We start from the raw sequence: 17,958 nt of genomic DNA, 5'->3' as shown, positions 1-17,958 counted from the left end.
CGCCGCTAGATTGGCAAATGGATTCTAAATACGGTCCCTTGATTTTCCACGCTAGATACGTCGATATGACCGCCATGAAGCTCGATAATTTCTTTAGCAATGGGCAGGCCTAAGCCAGTCCCCCCATAATTACGGGAGCGAGATTTTTCAACCCGATAAAATCTTTCCCAGATTCGGAGGAGCTCGTCTTCCGGGTATACCGATGCCATTATCTTCAATTTCAATAATAATAGAAGTACTTCCTTCATAAACTCTAACGGAAATTTCTCCATTTTCAGGAGTATATGTTTTTGCATTTTCTAGCAAATTCATTAATACTTGTTCCATTCGCTCAGGATCAATCATGCAGCTGACTTCTTGCAAATTACTGTTATACTGACAAGTAATTCCCTTCTTTTCCATTTCATATTGGGTGCGATAAACAATTTCTTTTATAAAAGTTACAATATTGATTTTCTTCTTATTAAGAAATATCTTACCTTCTCTGTATTTTGTTAGATCCAATAAATCCTTTACAAGATGTTGGACCCTCAAAGTTTCATCAGAGATAATCGTTAAATAATTATTTCTTTCTTCAGGATTGCGAATCCGATCTTGAAGAAGCAAATCAGCATACCCCTTTATATACATAAGGGGTGTTTTCAATTCATGTGATATATTGCTTAAAAATTCGTTTCGAGTTGTCTCATATCGTAGCAATTCACTTGCCATCGAATTAATCGCATTCGTTAAATCAGTAATTTCGTCATTTCCTTTTACAGGCAATTGAACACAATAATTCCCTTTGGCAATCTGTTGTGACATCCTTTTGATTCTTATTAATGGTTGGGTAATTTGTTTTGAAAAAAGTAAAATAATAAACGAGGAGATCATAATGGCACTAATCGCAAAGATGGTTACCGCCAAATGAATTTCGTTTACTTCTTGTCGGATGGGGGTCGTAGGTGAGAACATAATAACTGTACCTAATATTTCATCGTTCTTAATGATCGGCGATTTTGTCACAATATAAGGATGGGTTTTCCAATCAGATTCTTCGAATTTTTTGGTTGAGTGGATCGTGGTAATTGGCTGTAAATATTTTTTTTGATCGGCTACCACGCAATTAGAAGAAATTAAAATATCCCCTTTTGAATTTACAACAACAACTGCTGTCTCAGCTCCTTCTTCCATCATCGCAACATGATGCAGTGTTTGCTGATCTAAGTATTCAGCAAGAACATTTGCATGGCTTAGACCTCGAAAATATAATTCATCTTCAATGTGTTCAACATAAAAATGTACATAGATCGTATCAAAAACATGTCCAATTGTTACCATTAGGATAATAAATAAACTAATCAGCATAAGCCCTAATTTGTATGATATTTTCCTCATCTAAAACCACTCACTCGCTCTATTTACGATCCTAATTTATAACCAATACCCCAAATTGTATGGATAAGATCATCTGCCTTATTACAGTCATGCCGCAGTTTTACACGTAGATTTTTCATATGGGAATCGACCGTACGAGTATCACGATCCAGATCAAACCCCCAAACTCTCTCCAATAATTGTTCGCGCGTTAACACATGACCGATATTGGAAATAAGGACTTCGAGGAGATCGTACTCCTTTGGTGTACAATGCACAATTTTATTTTGACAAAAAACCTGGCGTTCAGCTTTATTTATTTTCAAATCTTTGTAGACAAAAATATCAGCCGATTGGTTTGGAGTCACCCTACGAAAAAGAGCTTCCATTCTAGCTAACAATTCTATTTCTTCGAAAGGCTTTGCAAGGTAATCATCTGCCCCTAATTTCAAGCCCTTTACCTTATCAAGTGTTTCTTCTTTCGCTGTTAAAATGATAATAGGGACATCACTAAGTCTGCGTACTTCTTGACAAAACGTCCAGCCATCCATATGCGGCATCATAATATCAAGCAAAATTAAATCGATATCTGATGTTTTTAGAATTCTTAATGCCTGTACGCCATCCTCTGATTCTATTAAGTTGTAGCCCGCTTCAGTAAGATACACACGAATTAAGTTCCGCATATGCTGTTCATCATCAACAATTAAAATGGTCTTTATTGACATAACCCCCCCTAAAGGATATAAATCATATTCATCTTTGTATAATGATATACTACAAAGGTCGTATGTATGAATATAAAAACAGACAAAAAGACTAAAAGTAAACCAGACTCATGACGAACCTTGAGTCTGGTTATACTGTACTTATTTTTGGGTATTACTTTTTTGAATTTGCTACTTGTTCCTCTCTGTATTTTTTTAGCAATTCGAACCTCTCCGCGTTCTTCTTATCAACTGCTTTAATTACCTTGCTCCACCAGATTGCAAAACCAATATAAGCCGCTAAAGTGAAAAGCCACCAAAATACCCAAAAAATAGTAGGATCAGTATTCATTCCATTCATGTTCATATCCATGATCCACACCACCCTAAAAAGGTTAAATTAAATATAAACTGATATAAACACATAACCAGACAACCGTCACAAATATCCAGTAAACTTGAATGGCTTTTACAGGCCAATAGTTTTCGCTTGTAAAACGATTCTTATTAGCTTGAATGGCAATGGCAACCAAAGCAATGAGCCCGCCTAAAAGATGAAGCTCATGGAATAGAGTAGTAATATAGTAGACCTCACCAAATCGGCTGCCCCAATCCATTGAACTCGTCAGCCATTCAAATCCATTCACCAGCATGACAATCAATCCTAGCAAGGCCGTTATGTTAAGATAAAACCCAGTGTTTTTGAATCTGCCAGATTTAATCATTTTTAATCCCCGTTGAACAGTGAATGCACCTAACAGCATAAGGATGGTAGATGTAATGCCAAGTCCTTGACTTAACTCATTAGATCTCATTGTTCCAGCGAGTAAAAAGCGAGTAGAAAACAAGGTTACAAACATGATCGCTTCGGCGATAATAAAGATCCAAAATGATCCTACATACATCCTTAGTTTTTCATCCTGACTCATTTCAATTGGAGAAAATGTATGATCACTCATTTTCCTCACCTCAAAATTCTCAAATTTTTAAGCATCTGCTCCAGTTGAAGGCTTTATCGTAACTTGGTATTTGGGAGCCCCTTCTCCGTAATCATAAAAATCGCCTGTGACTAATGGAATTTCATAGAAATTTTCATGCGGAGGAGGCGAAGGTGTTTGCCATTCCAAGGTTTTGCCTCCCCAAACATTTGCTGCTGCCTTTTTCCCCTAGCCCAGCTATAAGCAAAGTTAATAAACGGAATCACAAAGCTTAACCCCAAAAGAAAAGCACAAATGGAAATCCAAATATTAATATTTTGCAAGTATGGGAGATATGACGCCACCCTTCGATTCATCCCATCGACTCCGGCTACCTGCATCCCTGTAAAGGTTAAATTAAAAAAGATAAAAATCGCCCAGGCACTGATTTTCCCCCATAACTCGTTGTACATCCTGCCCGATACTTTAGGAAACCAGTAATACATTCCTGCAAGCCAGGTGAAAACCATTCCGCCGAGGATCGTGTAATGAAAGTGCGAAACAACAAAATACGAATTGTGAAGCTGCCAGTCACCGGGAACGTCGGAAAGAAAGACCCCCGTTAAACCACCAATTAAAAAGTTGAAGATACTCATTAAGACAAAAACCAGTGGTGTCTTTAATCGTAATCTGGCACCCCACATTGTTCCAAGGGCGGCAATATACATAAATCCTGTAGGAATTGAAATCAGCTCAGTTGTGGTCATAAATGGGATTAATCTTGTATCGTCTGTAGAGGTATACATATGGTGGGTCCATACGACAGAGCTTAAGGCGGTGATTCCAATTAACCCTGCCAAGACCCACTTCCTACCAAATAACGTTTTTTGCCCCATGACAGGCAGGATTTCCAGCCACAAACCCCAGGCCGGCAGCATAATAATATATACTTCAGGGTGACCAAACAGCCAGAAAAGGTCCTGCCACAGCATCGGAATACCGTTTGCATTGAAAAATTGTGTAGGAACAGCACGGTCTAATAAACCCATGATCATATCGACCCCTATAACCGGCACCCAAATAATATTTAACAAAGAGGTTACCAGCATGGCCCAGGCAAACATGGGAAGCCGTTTCCAGGTTAAACCCGGAGCCCTTAAATAGATGATCGTTGCAATGACGTTAATCCCGGTAAAAACGGATGATAACCCTAACGCATAAACACCAAGATAATATAATGTTTGTCCGGAACCATCTGTACTTGCAAGCGGAGCGTACCCTGTCCAGCCTGTTTGAAATCCTCCCCATAATGGGCTAATTAAAATCGCAATCACACCAGCAGGAACAAACCAGTAACTTGCTCCATTTAGTTTTGGTAAAACCATATCGTCAGCACCGACAAGGAGAGGAACAAAGTAATTTCCAAACCCGCCAACAATCGCCACAACCGCAACTGCAAATATCATTAAAGAGCCATGTATCCCCATAAATGTGTTGTATGCTTGGGCACTAGGAAACAAATTTAATCCTGGTGTCATCAGATTATACCGTAAGGCCATTGCCATAAGACCTGCAAGCAAAAAGGCGATCACTGAGGTAAAAAAATATTGTAATCCGATGACTTTATGGTCAGTATTGAAACGGAAATAGCGGCCGATTCCTTGACCTTGATCCCAGGTGTTCTCTCTGCCAAACCATGGCAGTACAACAGCTTCCCACATCCCGGAACCAAGCAGCCAGCCGACTAAACCTAACAAGAATCCATAAATTCCGGATTGTTCTGTCACTAATGGTGTTCTCAGCAAAAGTGCCGTGAGCGCCATTCCGGCAAAAACCCCAATTACTCCCCACAAAAAAGCTCGTAAAGTTGGCTTTATATGATCAAAACCTGATACGTTCTTTGCATCGTCCGTCACATTGATTCCTCCTTTTATTTAAAGTGATGTTAATATCCAGGCGGTGTAAAATCTTTACCTCTATTTTTTTCTGCCCATTTATTGAACTCTTCCTGGCTAACCACTTTAACCAGAGCTCTCATTTCCGCATGGCCGACGCCGCACATTTGCGAACATTGAACACGCATTAACGGATTTTTCTCCGTTGAAGAAATCGTGGTTGGCTTCATAAATAGGGTCCTCGTTTCACCTGGCATGACATCTTTCTTTATTCGAAAAGCAGGAACCCAAAAGGAATGCATGACATCGTCTGTTTGCAAGACAAACTTATCTTCCTGGTCAACAGGAAGGATTAATTGATCATAATTTTTGATACCGTACTGTGGATACGAAAATGTCCAGTTCCACTGGGCTGCAGTGACATCGACCTCCAGCGGGTCAGTCGTTTTTTCATGTGCCCATAATTCATCTAAACCGGTAACTCCAGGATTAATAATAAAAATGATATTGATAATCGCTGAAAGGATAAACCAAGTCCATGAAAAACGCCAATTATCCTTTTCCTGATTCGGGGCAGGGCCTTCTTCCCCGATCTTGCGCGAAAACGAATAACGCTGTAGACAATCCATAAAGTTACAAAGACAAATATCGGAACACTCCATTTTAGGAGAAAGAAAATGGCGTCATCCGATATTTTCCCCTGGACAGAACCAACCATTGGATAATGGGCAATAAGCCAATTAGCACCCCATTCACCAAATAAGGAAAAGATGACCCATAATATAGCAAATATGATGAAGTTCACTATGATTCCCTCCTCTCTATGCTTTTATTTGACGATATTAATTGTACCTCTCATCCCGTTTTTGATATGCTGTCCATCCCCCTGGTAGCAGGCCATCTCCCATTTCCCCTGTTCATTGGGCACTTTAAATTGAAACGTTATCGTACCTCCTGGTTCGGATTTTTTTCCACGTTCAGGCCAGGCAAATACGATTTGAAATTGGTCACCCTGCTGAACTAATCCCGGCGGTTCTTTAGCCAGAACCTTTTTAGGGTTAATCCCTGTGAAATGAGCGGTTCCTGGCTGTACCATTAATATGCGGCTGCCGGTAATAAGTTTGACATTCATTTTTTTAAAGAAATCGGTTTCAAATCCATCGGTGATGGTCTTCCCAAAGCCCACATCTTCCTCGTTTGGGTCGCGGCCAACCATAAATTCGTGCATGACGCCCTGCTCTGAGGCGTTTCTAACGGTTAACGTCACAGTGTCGCCAACATGCCAAGTCATTGCAGATGGTGTAAAACCATAATCCGTCATATCAATGACAAAATGAGTGGAATTTTTTTGGCCGGCATCGTCACCTCCAATTCCATAGACACTGCTGACAATAAGTAAAATGGCAATAATAATCGAAACAAATATCCCCTTTGTTGATACTGAACCATGATTCTTAAGCAATGTTCACCCCTCCATTGCAGTTGTAAAATGTAAAAAATGAATGTTCTATTTGATTTTAAGTTTTGTAAAAAATATCACCCCCTGAGAACTATTCTCAGATAATAGGAAAAATGAACGTTTCTGACTAGGTCTGAAGGTTTATTCTATTTTGAGACAGTGTAACAAACAAATGTGTAGAAACTGGACAGAATCTTAAAATTTTCTTAATTTTTAGATGAAATCAATTCCGTACTACCCTCTGGAAAAAAATCAATGAATAAAACATATAAACTGATAAAATATTGACTATATTTCCAACTTTTTATATAATTCTTCTAGAATAGACAACACAAATACTGAAAGCACAAAATGGGGAACACCACCGAAAGGGTGTTACTATCATTTTGTGCTTTTTTTGTGGAAATTTCTGGAAGGAAGTGAAACTAGTGAAAGTCAATGGTACATTTGTTGAATTAGAAAAAGGGCAAACTCTTTATGATTTTATCATCTTGCAAAAATTTGATTTGGCTACCATCGCAGTCGAACGAAATGGTGAAATTGTTCCAAAAGCAACCTATAAAGAGGTCCTTCTTGAAAATGAAGACAGTTTGGAGATTGTTAGATTTGTAGGAGGTGGATGATCAATGAAAATAACAGTTAATGGAAAAGAAATGGATTTAAACTGGCAAACCGCTTTTGAAGTCCGTGAACAAATTGGTGACCCAACAGATATTGTGATTTTAAATGGTTTTCAGATTGATCAAGATTCCCCTATTTCTGAGAATGATTGTTTGTCCATCATCCGTAAAGGAATCATGCCAAACGAAGAAGAACTCGAAAGTATGATGATGGCAAGACATACGCCAAATGTTCATAAAAGGTTGAAACAAAGTAAAGTAGCGATTGCCGGATTAGGCGGTCTTGGCTCCAATATTGCTGTTATGCTGGCAAGAATCGGAGTGGGACAGCTGCTTTTGGTAGACTTTGATATTGTTGAACCAAGTAATCTGAATCGGCAAAGCTTTTACATAAGCCACTTAGGATTGCCAAAAACAATCGCACTAAAGAAACAACTGGAAGAAATTAACCCATTTATTAAAATTGAAACCGAAACCGTAAAGATAACCGAAGAAAATGTCAAACAACTCTTTAACGGCTATGACATTATTTGTGAAGCTTTTGACAAGCCCGATCAAAAGTCGATGTTGATCAATACAGCTTTGGAGCTGCTTCCGAATAGTAAAATTGTCTCTGGTTCAGGTATGGCTGGGTATGAAAGTTCCAATTTAATAAAAACCACAAATCCGATGAAACGATTGTACCTCTGTGGAGATTTGGAAAATGCAGCAAAGGTCGGCAGAGGTTTAATGGCCCCTAGAGTCAATATTTGCGCCGGTCATCAAGCAAATATGATTCTACGATTATTGATCGGAATCGAAAATATATAGGAGAGGATTTTGAAAATGGGTGATTTATTAACAATTGGCGGACATAAGTTTCAATCAAGATTTATTTTAGGATCTGGAAAGTTTTCATTAGAATTAGTGAAAGCAGTAATTGAACAAGGCGAAGCAGAAATCGTCACACTTGCTCTAAGGAGGGCAAACACTGGCGGGGAAGAAAATATTTTAGACTATATTCCAAAAAACATTACCTTGCTGCCAAACACTTCTGGAGCAAGAAATGCCGAAGAAGCAGTGAGAATTGCCCGTCTTTCACGGGAACTTGGCTGTGGTGATTTTGTAAAGCTTGAAGTCATTTCCGATTCTAAATATTTGCTCCCAGATAACGCTGAAACAATCAAAGCGACAGAAGTACTGGCCAAAGAAGGGTTTATTGTCATGCCCTATATGTACCCGGATCTATATGCAGCCAGAGCATTGGTAGATTCAGGTGCTGCGGCCGTCATGCCGTTAGGAGCTCCCATCGGCAGCAACAAAGGCCTTAGTACAAAGGATTTTATTCAAATCTTAGTGGATGAAATCGATTTGCCAATTATTGTAGATGCAGGAATTGGCCGCCCTTCACAGGCATGTGAAGCAATGGAAATGGGCTTGGATGCGGTTATGTGTAACACTGCCGTTGCTACCGCCAATAATGTTGCCTTAATGGCAAAAGCCTTCAAACAAGCAATTGAAGCTGGGCGTGCGGCCTATCTTGCAGGTTTAGGCAGAATATTAGACTTTAAGGCAGAGGCATCAAGTCCTTTGACCGGGTTTTTGGAGGATTAGTCATGCAGCGAAAACGAGTCGATCATATGCAGTATATGGATGGAATGGAAGCCATAGATTCAGACATTATGGAAAAAGTTTTAGCCGCAAGAGAACAATATAACTATGAGCAATATACAAGTCGGGATGTTGAGAAGGTCTTAAATAAAGAGCAGCTTTCTCTTGAAGACTATCGGGTCATTCTTTCCCCTGCTGCTCTCCCCTTTTTAGAAGAGATGGCAAAAAAAGCAATGGCAGAAACAAGGAAACATTTTGGAAATTCGATTAGTCTATTTACTCCTTTATATATTGCGAATTATTGTGAGAACGAATGCGTTTATTGCGGATTTAAAGCAACAAATAAAATTAATCGGGCAACCCTTTCTTTTGATGAAGGCGAAGATGAATTAAAAGCTATTGCAGCAACAGGTTTAAAAGAGATTTTACTCTTGACCGGGGAATCACGGCAAAAATCCGATGTGGAGTATATCGGAAAAACAGTTAAATTAGCAGCGAAATATTTTTCGACAGTTGGAATTGAAATTTATCCCTTAAACTCCGATGAATATCGGTTTTTACAGAGCTGCGGTGCTGATTTTGTGTCTGTTTACCAAGAAACCTATAATACCGACACGTATGAAAAAGTTCATTTATGGGGGTCAAAACGGATCTTCCCTTACCGTTTTCATGCTCAAGAGCGGGCTTTACTTGGGGGAATGCGCGGAGTTTCATTTGGCGCTCTGCTTGGATTGGATGATTTCCGCAAGGATGCCTTTGCAGCAGGCTTACATGCCCATCTGATCCAGCAAAAATATCCGCATGCCGAGATCGGTTTTTCTGTTCCCCGCCTGCGGCCATATAAAAATAATGCTGAAAATGGACCAAAAGACGTTCATGAAAAACAGCTTTTACAGGTCATGCTTGCATATCGCCTTTTGATGCCATATGCCGGAATAACCATTTCCACAAGGGAAAGAGCCTGTTCGCGATAATGTCATCGGCTTGGCTGCTACAAAAATGTCAGCTGGTGTGAATGTTGGTGTCGGTGGACACAATGAGGAACAAAAAGGTGATGAGCAGTTTGAAATCTCAGATGAACGAACTGTAAATGAAGTTCATCAAGTGATTGTCAGCAAAGGATTACAACCTGTTTATGCTGATTATATAAGAGTTTAGGTGTCACCTATGCTCATTCTGGTAACCAATCGAAAACTGTGTAAGGATGACTTTTTGCAGAGAATTCAACAATTGGCAACGGGTAAACCACATGCAATTATGCTAAGAGAAAAGGATTTAAATCAGGGAGAATTCGAGGATTTAGCAAAAAAAGTAAAAGGAATCTGTGAAGAGGTACAGGTTCCACTTATTATTAATCAAAACAGCACTGCTGCGGTTAAGCTGAAACTGCTAAACATCCATTTTTCCATCAGTGATTTAAGAAAACATCAAAACGATTTATTGTCATTCATGAATATTGGTACTTCTGTTCATTCTCTTTCCGAAGCGGTAGAAGCACAAGAATTAGGGGCCACCTATCTGATCGTCGGACATATCTTTTCAACGGATTGCAAAAAAGGAGTTCCGCCAAGAGGGCTCCTATTCTTAAAAGAAATATGCGATTCTGTTTCGATTCCAGTCTTTGCCATTGGCGGCATAACCAAGAATCGTGTGAAAGATGTTCTGGAAACAGGGGCAATAGGCGTATGTATCATGTCTGAGGCAATGACTTGTCAGAATCCTGTTGAACTAACAAAGCGGTATAGAATGGAATAGATTTAAAGATTTGGGGAGCCCTTTTTTGCGAGAGGCTCCCTCCCCTTTTTATTCACTTTACTGAGAATCGAAATCTCGTGACCATCATGCGTAGAATAGTAGCATCAAGGAAACGAGCTTAAAATTTCTAACATGATCTACGATTCAAGTTTTACACTTTGACTATGTATTTTTATTGTTTTCTCTCTAGCTTCCCCAAATAAAGGAACGGTTTGATTTAATAAATTTTGCAGTGTACATCTAACTGCAGTTTTTATAAACGTTTCTTGCGAAATTTCCAGCAAATCATCTGAAAGAGAAATGGCTGTGGTTTTGTTTTCTTTTATACGCTGAAGACGTTCGCAAATGTACGCAATTCTTTTTAAGAGAAAAGGGTTTTCATATGATAGATCATGATGAATGAACCAATGATTAGAATTTCTTTTAATGAGCACGATCTTCACATCAATTTTACCTTTGTAATCAAACTCTAATTCATACAAACTGCTGTATCCATCATTCACTTCCCGAATACCTCTTAAGACGCCAACTTCCTTTTCGAAAATAGTGATAAGCAATTCCTTATGATCCATACCATCCATCCTCTTTTCGGACTCTAGATTGACATGAGTTAATATTATGAATTTTCTTAATATTTATATTTTAACTCATTTAGCACTATCTGTGGAGAAATATGCCTATAATCATGAAAAGCCCCCTAAAATGAAGATTAGGACTATCTTCATTTTAGGGGGCTTTATAGAGGTTTATGAAGCAACTCTCTTCAGTTTTAAATTTGTTTCCAGAGAGCGATTAAAAAAGATAACAATCGAATTAATAAGAAGCACAGTCATCGTAACATAAAAGACAGACCGAATGCCCCACGTTGCCGCCACATGGCTCCCAATTAAAGGTCCTACAAAGTTTCCTAAAAAGAGCGAGGAACTATTAAAACCGAATACTGTAGCCTGAATTTCGGTCGGTGCCAATTTTTTTACAAGAACATTAAGCGACGGGACCATACCCCCAACAAATAATCCAAGAAGGAAACGTCCAACTAATAGGGTGGTTATATTTCCAGCTAATGCTTGCGGGATAAAGGCAAGTGCAGCCATGAACAAGGCAAAGGCTAAGACTTTCTTTTGCCCAATTTTATCACCAATTCTTCCTAAAGTAGGTGACCCGATCAGATTCGCCATCCCTGTAATCGAAACTACAAGGCCAGCAAAAAACTCTAAATGCATTCCGTGATACAAGGTTTTGGCATAAACGGTTGCCAATGGTTCGATGCTCATCATTCCCAGATTTGTAACGAAAGAAGCGACAAAAACAGGAACCAATGGCTTTACCATGAACCAATGTACCTTATTTTTCTGTTTAACTTGAGACCTAGGTTTGTGTTCTTCATGGACAAAAAATAGGATCAACAGACCGGCTACACATAGAAAAGCACCTGTAATGAAAAAGATATGATGATACCCCATCTTTTCCGCCATAAATCCTCCTGCCAAGGGACCCAACAAATTACCGGCTATCAGGCCTGTTTGTAATGTACCTAATGCACGGCCGGACTGTTCATTAGGAGTAACGGAGGCAAGAAGCGAAATAGACATGGAAATAAATCCAGAGAATACCCCGTTAATAATACGGAGTACAAGTAATTGCCAAGGATGGGAAACAAGCCCCATTAAAGCCGTAACAACCCCCATACCAAATCCAGCTCTAAGTAGCATTACCTTACGACCGTACTTGTCTGCCATCGATCCCCAAATGGGTTGAAAAATGACGGAAACAATAAATTGAGAGGCAAAAATCCAACCCGTCCATCTCTCCACAGCTTGTGTTGAATGAACACCTAATTGTTCAATATATAAGGGAAGAAAGGGCAATATTAAACTCATACCCATTGCTCCAAAGAAATCAGCAATCCATAATATCATTAATGTTCTTTTCCAATTCAAAGCCTGTACTCTCCTTTCATGCGATGCAAAAAATCCTAGGTGTTATTGGTTATCCCTTTTCTTGGGAATATGGGACACCAATTTATCCATCAGGTTTAACAGGGTCTCTTTTTCTTCCGTTGAAAAATTTTGAAACGGCTGGGCTAAGGAATCCACCCATAGCATTTCACGGTCTTGGATGATTTCTTTCCCTTTTTCACTGAGGGCCACTGTTTTAACCCGTGCATCTTTTTGACCTGCCGATCGGTAAACAATCCCATTTTTCTCTAAGCGATCAACCATCTGGCTCATGGTACTGGAGCGAACGTCTAGGTGCTCGGCTAATTCACCGATCGTACAGCTACCGTTTCGTTGTAAATGTCGCAGCAAGAGCCATTGGACACGTGTTACCGGATTTTCTAACTGATTGGTCCCCATGCTGCGCAAATAACGATTAATGGTTTGCATATTCATGACAAATGAGTGTAGTAAATCTTTATTTTCCATTTTTTATCACCATCAGTTAAATTATATAGCTATACAACATATTTTTTTTGCAATCAACATTATATAACGGTCCAACATACAATTGCAAACAATATTATTTAGCTATACAACATATTTTTTAATAATCGAAAAAACCCCTATCTCTTAGAGAAGGGGCAAGTTTTTGATATGGTTTGTATCCCATTATCCTTTTAAACTTTTTCTATAATTATCAAAGTCAGTTTTTATGTAATGAAAAGCCCTTGCATTACCGCCATGATCAGGGTGTGTTATTTTTAATAACTTCTTGTAGCCAGCTAAAATTTCCTTATGGCTTGCCGATTTCGATAGTCCTAGTTTTTGATGAAAATTTTGAGGAATAGGAGGAATATCCTGCTTTTCAGGTTCACGTTTCGTTCCTTTATAAAGTTCTTCTTTTAATTTTAATAATTGATTTCGTAAATCAATATTCTCTTTTAGTAACACCTGAGCTTCACTTTGTAGTTTACTATTCTCATTTTGAAGGCTGGCGATTTCTTTATTCAGTTTCTCTCTTTGCTGAACTAACGTTTTTATCGAATTCTGATGAAGCTCTTCAATCCCTTTTATATGCTCTTCCTGTGCTTTTATTTTTACCTTTAATTGGCGAATCATCTTTTCCTGTTCTGTGGTGTTATTTAATAACTGCTTCGAAGTTATTTCATTTGTTATATATTCTGTCTTGCTACTCTCGGAGCCAACGTCTTGAATCTTTCCTTCGCGCAGCCAACGTCGAACAATTGGAATACCAATACTAGCAGCAACACCTGCGTCTTTTAACAGATGATAAGCTTGATCTGTATCGTCCAAGATGTAACCTGATTTTTGATTACCTCTTCCTTCATAGTTAATCTTTCTTTCACGAAGCCAGCGTCTAACCGTTTGAATACTAATCTCTTCTGAGACCCCTGCACTTTTTAACAAGGTAAAAGCTTGATCTGTGTTCACACTCTTCCTCCCCCTTTTCCTCTGGGGTATCATACATTCTTTTATAACCTCTTATTTCTCCTAATTGCGACAAAGAAGAACAATTCTTTTATATGCACTTATATTATATGAGTAAAGAGATTAAGTGAATGGATAAAAAAGACTAAAATTGGCAGCACCAACTGAATACATAGAAGGATGAATTCTCATTGTTCCTATTTCATCCACAACTTTTTTACAAACATGTGAAATGATGAACAAACTTACCTCAATCCTTGAAAAACAAATTATAATAGCAATGTAAACAAGTTATTAAAACGCTTTTGAAAAACTTCCGGAAAATAAAAGCAATATGAAAAACGATTTGATCACTTTTGATGACAATTTAAAAAGGTTGGTGTTATATATGTTAATTTCAATCGACGAAAGAGCACTTGCATGGTTTATCAAAGAATTTGATAATAATGAGCCAATCAGCATTCGCATGTTTCCTCAATACGCTGGCTTTGGACAAAAGAATAAAGAATTTTGCTTAGGATTTTCCGCAGAAACGCCTACAAATGCGGAATATAAACAAGAAATGAATGGAATTACCTTTTATTACGAAGAAAATGATGCATGGTTTTTCGATGACACCGAGACATATTTAACGATTGACAATGCTGACGAACTGCAAATTTCTTTTAAAGAGGTAATTTTGAACTAATTCCAGTAACAAAGAAAATCCTCGTTCACTCAATTTGAACGAGGGTTTTCCTTTTTGTGAAACAAGAATCGACCAAAAATTAATTTTCCTCTATATCTTTTCCACTAGTTTATTAAATTTTCCATAATTAACCAGTATCCCATCATCCAATTCAATTTCAAATTGCTTATCGGCCATATGGTGCAGCCATTCATCATAATCTCTCAATTCTGCCATTTTCTTGTCTAACAATTTTAATTCCTTTTTGGTATGGCTGATTTCCTTTGTTGAATATTCCCCATCAATTAGGTTGAGTAAGTCTTTCTTCTCTATATCGAGAAGAATTTGATATTCATGGAGATAGTCCGTTCTTAGACGAGATAATGTTGTTTTATCGTAACGGGGCATATACACTAAACAGGTAAAGGCCTTTTGCTTACCAGATGTAAATAACCAATAAATCGGCCGTTTTTTATATGTTTGCACATGGTCTTTAAAAAAATCATTTACGAAATAACGTCTAATCGTTTCTTTGGGTGTTTCCCCTTTTTCTTGCCAAGTGCATCTGCAATCCATTCAAGATTTTCTACCAAGTTCTGTTCCCCAAAGGAAACTTCCACAAACTCACTAAATCTCTGTACGATATCATCTTCAAAATAAGCACCTGAGAGGATCGGAAGAATATGATCGCTATCAGGAATATAAGTCTTATAATACTCCACATCCAATTTATCCCCTGCATTAATCAGTCCTTCAAAGTCAATCGAATATCTCCCAAACATACAGCCCACAGCATATGAAATGAAGGAAATGACATTTCTTTCCGTATTTGCCTTTGATACTGTCACATCCCAATCTTCTACCACAGGGTCTATGTCGGTAACACTGTATAAATCAAGAATCAATTCATTGATTTTCTGCTCGTTAGCCTTCAACCTATTGAATCTTGCTGTACAATCAAGATTCCAGGATGAAAACGCTTCACTTATCAATCCAGAGTGATTTTTAAATCGGAAAAATGGATGATTGGCAAAATGATAGGATGTTTCAAATGAATCCCAATCATCCTCAGAAAGTTGAATATTTTCAACCACTAATCGATCAAGCTTTTGTTTTGTATCATCATTCGGAAAAATTATCGGAATCGCTCTAACATCTTTCACCTGGAAATTTAACGTCGGGTTTAAGATATTGGCAATATATGTAAAAATCTTACTATTGAGCAATGCCAAAAAGAAATGATAGTAGGAATAATCCTCGAAAAAAATCGATGAACCTCCTTTGTCAAAGGTTGTTCCTTCTGGCAAGACGCGAAAGCTTGGTAAATTGGAGGTAATCAATCCCCATGTTATCCCTTTTTTATACCACAAATATTCTGGAATGATTCTGCATATTGGGTCTTTCCGATAATGCTCTCTTGCTTCGCTTGACCAATCCACGACGTGATCCAAGTTTCCGGCCCACTTTCGAAAACCGCCACCTTTTGCATAAAAAACCCATTTTTTATCTCTTCCAATTTGATCTTTGTTGACTTCCCAAAAGAAACGAACATATTTTTCGTTGTTTCCTGTTACGTTTTGGCCATCTGAAATTGAATATTCATACAAAGTTTTATTTTTAAAGATTGCCCGTAAATCATTACTAGTCCAATACGCGATTGGTAACCCAGGGATTTCACTAAATTGTTTTGTTTTTATTCGATATCGATAATCCACATTCGGATATTGAATGGCTTCTCTCAATTTTTCAGGTTGGATTTTTGAACCTTTAAACTCTGATAATTTGATATATTCCCCTTGTACATCAAGCGAAGAATTTCTAATCGTGTATGTACAAATGGGAACCGTTGCATCTTCAAAGGCGGAATATTCTAGCTGGACCAAGCTGCTAATCGATTTTTCTTTCACTATCATTTCTCTAAGCGGCTCATAAATTCCAATAAACATCCAGACAAATGGAGACATAAAGCCTAAGTGCCCATTTTTGTGCACTTTGTGAAAACTGTAATCAATAAAAGCGGAGAATAAATCCATCTTTGTTTCGCTATAATTGGCTTTAACAAAGTCGGCTAACTCGATGCTCATATACCGATTTCCCATATAGGGAGGATTGGATACTAACACATCATAGACATTATTCATGATATGGAATTGTTTAATCAACTGCGGAAGAATATCAAGAACCTTTTCTCTTGCCGTTTCTTCAAGTATATCTGAAGCCGGATGTTCTTTTATTTGCTGCAATCTTCTTTCTATCTGCTCCACATTATATGGAAGAGCCTTAATCAAGGAACCGAATGTTTTTGCATGTAAAAATTGGCTGATAAAGGCTTTTGTGTTTTCAAAGGCTTCTCCATGATCAGTCCCGGCAATATAGGCAATGTCCGCTTCGGTTAGAGAGTTCGCTGCTTGAATCGATGTTAAATTTAGTGTTAGCCCATCTCTTTCAATATTTCTTATAAAACGAGGATGGTACTCCATAGCTTTCATAACGACTGAAAAACAAGCCAGCTGAAAGGCACGGTCATCGATATCTAAACCATATAAATTATTTTCAATGATCAAACGAGGGATTTCCCTCTCCGTATAGCCACATTTACTATAGATTTCATATAAAAGATCAAAAACATAAACGAGGATATGCCCGCTGCCCATTGCAGGATCAAAGATTTTGATATCCTCTACTTTAAGTTCTTTGTTAAGATAAGGAGCCAGCTTTGCCTCGAAATCAGCTTCAGGCATTGGGTTTTCGAGATAGAATTCCCAATTGGTTACTAAATCTCTATGTTCAGGATGTGATTCAATCCAATAACGGCCTAATGAATTTTGAACCATGTACCTTACGATCCAGTCAGGTGTAAAAAGCTGAGTCGCATATGGAATTTCTTCCGTTTTATATTTTTTCTTTGCCTTAATCACCCGATCTTTTTCGTCTGCTATGTAATATTGATAAAGCCAACCGATCACTTCAACTTCCCGCCAATTTTCCTCTGGAATAACTTCAACGTCAGTAATTTGCCGAATAAATGAATCTTTTGTCAACAAACCTTCGGGAAAAAGAATTTCTGTATAATCATCAATCGTTTCAAACATAAGTGGGAGATAACGATTTAAATCATTACAATACTTAATGATAAGGTACTTGAATAACTCTTCCGTTTTATTGTGTAATTTCAAGTCATATACATATTCCTTATCAATCTCCAGATATAAACTTAAAACCTCATTTAACATATCAGGCTCTGCACTATTTGGATTGGAGGACGATAACACACGCACATCTGTTGGAAGAAAATCATTTACTTCCATATAACGTAATGCCGTAAAACGGTTAAACCAAGTATAAGCTACTTCCTCCATCACTTGTTTAAAACCAATTTGCTGAATACGGGCGATAAGTAAGTCCCTTTGACTTTTTTCTGCTTTTGAAAGCTGCCTGCCATCAATAAAAATGGCATCGGCGCTTTCAATATCTGCCTTTTTTATGTTGTCTTCGGTAATTCCAATTTTTAAAGCCTTTGCTTCCACTTTTTTCAAAAGTTCATTCCTTGCACTTGCCGCAAAGGTTTTTAGTGAGGATTTATTCATTCATTTGACCACCTGA

The 17,958-nt window shown here is 38.1% G+C and carries 21 protein-coding genes; 7 read left to right on the top strand and 14 right to left on the bottom strand.

All coding sequences use genetic code 11. The features are described from left to right. Positions 1–5: 5 nt before the first annotated feature. The 8 genes from RCG17_RS28410 to RCG17_RS25270 form a co-directional block, all read right to left on the bottom strand. Complete coding sequence (locus tag RCG17_RS28410; RefSeq protein WP_374120871.1) at positions 6–209, bottom strand: ATP-binding protein; 204 nt, start codon at positions 207–209, stop codon at positions 6–8. Continuing rightward, on the bottom strand, positions 148–1,377 hold the full coding sequence (locus RCG17_RS25300; RefSeq protein WP_308172775.1) for a sensor histidine kinase: 1,230 nt from the start codon (positions 1,375–1,377) through the stop codon (positions 148–150). Before RCG17_RS25300 ends, RCG17_RS28410 begins: the two co-directional genes overlap by 62 nt. Before the next feature lie 23 nt (positions 1,378–1,400). Continuing rightward, positions 1,401–2,084: a response regulator transcription factor gene (locus RCG17_RS25295; protein ID WP_308172774.1), complete on the bottom strand. Its 684-nt coding sequence runs from the start codon at positions 2,082–2,084 to the stop codon at positions 1,401–1,403. Positions 2,085–2,238: 154 nt separating this feature from the next. Continuing rightward, complete coding sequence (locus RCG17_RS25290; protein ID WP_308172773.1) at positions 2,239–2,436, bottom strand: hypothetical protein; 198 nt, start codon at positions 2,434–2,436, stop codon at positions 2,239–2,241. A 22-nt stretch (positions 2,437–2,458) separates the two neighbouring features. Next, the gene (locus RCG17_RS25285) at positions 2,459–3,022 is read right to left on the bottom strand and encodes a cytochrome c oxidase subunit 3 (RefSeq protein ID WP_308172772.1); all 564 of its coding nucleotides are present in this window, start codon (positions 3,020–3,022) and stop codon (positions 2,459–2,461) included. Between the two features lie 110 nt (positions 3,023–3,132). After that, positions 3,133–4,896, bottom strand: coding sequence for a cytochrome c oxidase subunit I (locus tag RCG17_RS25280; protein WP_308172771.1), 1,764 nt, complete (start codon positions 4,894–4,896; stop codon positions 3,133–3,135). A 29-nt stretch (positions 4,897–4,925) separates the two neighbouring features. Further along, positions 4,926–5,504 carry a cytochrome c oxidase subunit II gene (locus RCG17_RS25275; protein WP_308172770.1) on the bottom strand — a complete coding sequence of 193 codons (579 nt, stop codon included), beginning with the start codon at positions 5,502–5,504 and terminating at the stop codon, positions 4,926–4,928. Positions 5,505–5,704: 200 nt separating this feature from the next. Continuing rightward, positions 5,705–6,337: a hypothetical protein gene (locus RCG17_RS25270; protein WP_308172769.1), complete on the bottom strand. Its 633-nt coding sequence runs from the start codon at positions 6,335–6,337 to the stop codon at positions 5,705–5,707. A gap of 425 nt (positions 6,338–6,762) precedes the next feature. Between RCG17_RS25270 and thiS the strand changes: the two genes are divergently transcribed. From thiS to RCG17_RS25240, 6 genes are read left to right on the top strand one after another with little or no spacing between them, the layout of a single operon-like run. After that, entirely contained in the window at positions 6,763–6,957 is a 195-nt protein-coding gene (gene thiS, locus RCG17_RS25265; RefSeq protein ID WP_308172768.1) for a sulfur carrier protein ThiS, read from the top strand. A gap of 3 nt (positions 6,958–6,960) precedes the next feature. Further along, on the top strand, positions 6,961–7,764 hold the full coding sequence (gene thiF / locus RCG17_RS25260; RefSeq protein WP_308172767.1) for a sulfur carrier protein ThiS adenylyltransferase ThiF: 804 nt from the start codon (positions 6,961–6,963) through the stop codon (positions 7,762–7,764). Between the two features lie 15 nt (positions 7,765–7,779). Then, on the top strand, positions 7,780–8,547 hold the full coding sequence (locus RCG17_RS25255; RefSeq protein WP_308172766.1) for a thiazole synthase: 768 nt from the start codon (positions 7,780–7,782) through the stop codon (positions 8,545–8,547). A gap of 2 nt (positions 8,548–8,549) precedes the next feature. Beyond that, complete coding sequence (gene thiH, locus RCG17_RS25250; protein ID WP_308172765.1) at positions 8,550–9,518, top strand: 2-iminoacetate synthase ThiH; 969 nt, start codon at positions 8,550–8,552, stop codon at positions 9,516–9,518. 25 nt (positions 9,519–9,543) lie between these two features. Continuing rightward, positions 9,544–9,702: a hypothetical protein gene (locus RCG17_RS25245; RefSeq protein WP_308172764.1), complete on the top strand. Its 159-nt coding sequence runs from the start codon at positions 9,544–9,546 to the stop codon at positions 9,700–9,702. A 9-nt stretch (positions 9,703–9,711) separates the two neighbouring features. Further along, on the top strand, positions 9,712–10,299 hold the full coding sequence (locus RCG17_RS25240) for a thiamine phosphate synthase (RefSeq protein ID WP_308172763.1): 588 nt from the start codon (positions 9,712–9,714) through the stop codon (positions 10,297–10,299). A gap of 137 nt (positions 10,300–10,436) precedes the next feature. Here the strand turns inward: RCG17_RS25240 and RCG17_RS25235 are convergent, their stop codons facing one another. The 4 genes from RCG17_RS25235 to RCG17_RS25220 form a co-directional block, all read right to left on the bottom strand. Beyond that, positions 10,437–10,871, bottom strand: coding sequence for a hypothetical protein (locus RCG17_RS25235; protein ID WP_308172762.1), 435 nt, complete (start codon positions 10,869–10,871; stop codon positions 10,437–10,439). A 174-nt stretch (positions 10,872–11,045) separates the two neighbouring features. Next, complete coding sequence (locus RCG17_RS25230; protein WP_308172761.1) at positions 11,046–12,239, bottom strand: MFS transporter; 1,194 nt, start codon at positions 12,237–12,239, stop codon at positions 11,046–11,048. A 42-nt stretch (positions 12,240–12,281) separates the two neighbouring features. Beyond that, the gene (locus tag RCG17_RS25225; protein ID WP_308172760.1) at positions 12,282–12,725 is read right to left on the bottom strand and encodes a MarR family winged helix-turn-helix transcriptional regulator; all 444 of its coding nucleotides are present in this window, start codon (positions 12,723–12,725) and stop codon (positions 12,282–12,284) included. A 183-nt stretch (positions 12,726–12,908) separates the two neighbouring features. Then, a complete protein-coding gene (locus tag RCG17_RS25220; protein WP_308172759.1) occupies positions 12,909–13,691 on the bottom strand; it encodes a hypothetical protein in 783 nt (260 codons plus the stop codon). A gap of 385 nt (positions 13,692–14,076) precedes the next feature. Here RCG17_RS25220 and RCG17_RS25215 point away from each other — a divergent pair, with 385 nt between their 5' ends. Next, a complete protein-coding gene (locus tag RCG17_RS25215; protein ID WP_308172758.1) occupies positions 14,077–14,376 on the top strand; it encodes a HesB/YadR/YfhF family protein in 300 nt (99 codons plus the stop codon). A 90-nt stretch (positions 14,377–14,466) separates the two neighbouring features. Here the strand turns inward: RCG17_RS25215 and RCG17_RS25210 are convergent, their stop codons facing one another. Both RCG17_RS25210 and pglX read right to left on the bottom strand, forming a co-directional pair. Continuing rightward, positions 14,467–14,841 carry a hypothetical protein gene (locus tag RCG17_RS25210; protein WP_308172757.1) on the bottom strand — a complete coding sequence of 125 codons (375 nt, stop codon included), beginning with the start codon at positions 14,839–14,841 and terminating at the stop codon, positions 14,467–14,469. Positions 14,842–14,861: 20 nt separating this feature from the next. Continuing rightward, the gene (gene pglX / locus RCG17_RS25205) at positions 14,862–17,942 is read right to left on the bottom strand and encodes a BREX-1 system adenine-specific DNA-methyltransferase PglX (protein ID WP_308172756.1); all 3,081 of its coding nucleotides are present in this window, start codon (positions 17,940–17,942) and stop codon (positions 14,862–14,864) included. Positions 17,943–17,958: the final 16 nt, after the last annotated feature.

Source organism: Neobacillus sp. PS3-12, from assembly GCF_030915385.1.
In the GTDB taxonomy this organism is placed as follows: Bacteria; Bacillota; Bacilli; order Bacillales; family Cytobacillaceae; genus JAEVLT01.
The sequence above is the reverse complement of the archived record's forward strand: the minus strand, read 5'-3'. Positions and strand labels throughout refer to the sequence as shown.